The sequence below is a fragment of the Yersinia sp. 1252 StPb PI genome, assembly GCF_048593885.1.
Classification (GTDB): Bacteria; Pseudomonadota; Gammaproteobacteria; order Enterobacterales; family Enterobacteriaceae; genus Yersinia; species Yersinia enterocolitica_E.
Window position 1 is genome coordinate 1 of sequence record NZ_JAZGQE010000296.1, and the last position, 3,157, is coordinate 3,157.

The following is a 3,157-nucleotide window of genomic DNA, read 5'->3' on the forward strand; positions in this document are numbered from 1 at the left end:
AATAACTGTTAAATAATATATTCGGATGTATATGAAAAGATATCTGCTATTACTTGGGGTGTTGGCATTAATGCCATCGTTTGCACAGGCAGACGTATCACTTGACATCAATATACCCGGAGTCAGCTTACATCTAGGTGATCAGGACAACCGTGGCTATTACTGGGATGGTTATGATTGGCGTCCGCCACAGTGGTGGCATGAACATCGTGGTGGCCATATTGGTGATCGCAATGACCGTGGCTATTATTGGGACGGGGGGCGTTGGCAACATCCACAACCGCAGGATGGCCATAACCCGTTCCGTGGGCAGCAAGGTAGTCAACGCCATAATGAACGCAGCGATTACGGTAATTCGCCACAGCACAATAATGGCAGTGAGAATAATGGGCGCGGCCAGCCAGTGAATAATAGCCGACAGGGTAGTGGTGCTAAGCAAGGTGGGCCAAATAATAACGATAATCATGATGGTCAGCCACTCTACCCATCGCAAAATAAGGGCCATCGTTGACAGTAAGTAACCGATGAATGCAGGCTTTGTCGCTAAAATCATCGACAGAGTTTGCGTTCTCAGCCATAAAAAAGTCTTATTCTTCATGCAAAACTTCCCCTTATCGCGTTAACCCCCTACTATCTGTAGCCTAGCTATGGGTATCAGCCCCTAATATTTATGAGACATCTTCAGGTTAATCCTGAGGCAGCGACCGAGGATGTAATGCAGACCAGTCAGTTATTTACTGCGCTTCAACAGCGGCAACAACAACGTGATCACCGTTACCTCAAGGGATTGGTGGTGATACTTTTTTTTGCGCTGGTAGTCAGCTTGTGTGCTGGAGATGCGTGGATTTGGCCCACTCAGTGGTTCGGTGAAAGCGGGCAATTATTCGTCTGGCAGTTGCGCTTGCCCCGAGCCTTAGCCGTAATGATGGTTGGTGCAAGTCTTGCTGTTGCGGGTGCTGTAATGCAGGCATTGTTTGAAAATCCATTAGCCGAACCCGGTCTGTTGGGGGTGGCGAATGGTGCAGGTGTTGCATTAGTTATGGCGGTCTTGTTAGGGCACGGGTTATTACCGATCTGGTTTTTAAGTGGCTGTGCTATTGCTGGAGCCTTACTTATGACGGTGCTGCTGTTAGGTTTCGCTCGCCGGCGTTTGTTGACTAACGCTCGTCTGTTACTGGTTGGTGTTGCATTGGGGATCGTTTGCAGCGCGGTGATGACATGGGCTGTTTATTTCAGTACCAGCTTGGATTTACGCCAGTTGATGTATTGGATGATGGGGGGATTCAGCGGCATAGATTGGCGACAGCAGGGATTGGTCGTAGCATTGGTGCCGATCGTGGTATGGCTTTGTTGCCAGGGGCGAGTGCTCAATTTTATGTCATTGGGTGAGCAGCAAGCCAGGCAGTTGGGGATCCCACTCCATTTATGGCGGAATTTATTAGTACTGGCTATAGGATTGCTGGTAGGTATTAGTGTTGCTCTGGCTGGTGTTATCAGCTTTATTGGCCTGGTTATTCCCCATATCTTGCGATTGACCGGTTTAACTGACCAACGCCATCTGCTAAGCGGATGTGCACTAGCTGGCGCTGGAATACTGTTGTTTGCGGATGTTATCGCACGTATCGCTCTATTTTCGGCTGAGCTGCCCATTGGTGTGGTGACCGCAACGTTGGGTTCGCCATTATTTATCTGGTTGCTGACACGAGTGAAAAGTGTAAAGTGATCGGCCTTACACCTATTGATACTCTTGTAAGTTCATCTGTATATCATCGCTGAATAAGGATCCTTCCTGATGAGTAATCCAATTTATTCCATTCCTGTTAAAACCATTGAAAGTGAATCTATTCTGCTGGAAAAGTATAAAGGCTCAGTGCTGTTGGTGGTTAATGTGGCTTCTCAGTGTGGTCTGACTAAGCAGTATGAAGGGCGTGAAAACCTCTATAAAACATATCATCAGCAAGGTTTTGAAGTCTTAGGTTTTCCGAGTAATGAATTTGCGGGGCAGGAGCCTGGCAGTGATGAAGAGATCCAAGCTTTCTGCCGTGGCACATTTGGGGTTGAATTTCCGATGTTTAGTAAAATTGAGGTTAATGGCCCGCAACGGCACCCTTTGTACCAGCAATTGATTGCGGCTAAGCCTGTCGCAATAAAACCGGAAGGGAGCGAATTTTATCAACGGTTAGCCAGTAAGGGGCGTGAGCCAAAGCAACCGGGTGATATTCTGTGGAATTTTGAGAAATTCCTGGTTAGTCGTGAGGGCGAAGTCCTTGAGCGTTTTGCTCCCGATATGGCACCAGAAGATTCGATTCTAATCAGTGCAATTACTCAAGCGTTAGCCACCAAATAATTTACCGACAACAGGTTTATTTTGATGCTTTTGCAACTCAGCAATGTCCATGTCGAAACCCGCCTTGCGCCTTTTTCTGCCCAGGTGGCTGCTGGGTTGCAAATTCATTTGATAGGTCCAAATGGTGCCGGGAAAAGTACTCTGTTGGCCGCTCTGGCAGGCTTGTTGCCTGCTCGTGGTGATATTTTACTGGCCGGGCAACCACTGCCCATCTATGCAGGGCACGACTTGGCCCGTTCACGAGCCTATCTAAGTCAACAGCAATCGGCTCTGACTCTAATGCCGGTTTTCCAATATCTGGCTCTGTATCAGCCAGCCGGTGCCGCTTTGGATGCTGTAGCGGCAACGATTGGTTATCTCTGTAAAAAATTACGATTAACCGATAAATTGCCAAGAATGTTATCGCAACTTTCAGGCGGCGAGTGGCAGCGTGTTCGGCTCGCGGCGGTATTCTTGCAAGTTTGGCCGGATATCAACGCTGACAGCAAGCTGCTATTACTTGATGAACCCTATACCGGGCTTGATGTGGCGCAAAAAGTGGCACTTGATAGTCTGCTTGCTGAGTTTTGTGCGGCTGGGCGCAGTGCTATCATTAGTGCTCATGACCTTAACCATACCTTGCAACAGGCTGATCAGGTTTGGTTAATGTCTAAAGGGGACGTGCTTGCACAGGGTGGGGCTAAACAGGTAATGGAGGCAGATATTTTATCTGATGTGTTCGAAGTGGAGTTTCAAATACATAGTTTTGATGGCCAGAATTGGATTATTACAAAAAGCATATGATGCTTACATTTAGCTACTAAGTTTATT

4 protein-coding genes are annotated in these 3,157 nt (G+C 47.5%); all 4 read left to right on the plus strand.

Translation table 11 applies throughout. The features are described 5' to 3' along the window. Positions 1-31: 31 nt before the first annotated feature. Positions 32-511, plus strand: a complete 480-nt coding sequence (locus V2A85_RS22805; protein ID WP_372559144.1) for a DUF2502 domain-containing protein — start codon at positions 32-34, stop codon at positions 509-511. 204 nt (positions 512-715) lie between these two features. Then, positions 716-1,723 carry a vitamin B12 ABC transporter permease BtuC gene (gene btuC, locus V2A85_RS22810; protein WP_083158699.1) on the plus strand — a complete coding sequence of 336 codons (1,008 nt, stop codon included), beginning with the start codon at positions 716-718 and terminating at the stop codon, positions 1,721-1,723. A 69-nt stretch (positions 1,724-1,792) separates the two neighbouring features. Next, positions 1,793-2,347, plus strand: coding sequence for a glutathione peroxidase (locus V2A85_RS22815; RefSeq protein ID WP_420072449.1), 555 nt, complete (start codon positions 1,793-1,795; stop codon positions 2,345-2,347). A gap of 24 nt (positions 2,348-2,371) precedes the next feature. Further along, entirely contained in the window at positions 2,372-3,130 is a 759-nt protein-coding gene (gene btuD, locus V2A85_RS22820) for a vitamin B12 ABC transporter ATP-binding protein BtuD (protein ID WP_193784652.1), read from the plus strand. Positions 3,131-3,157 lie beyond the last annotated feature (27 nt).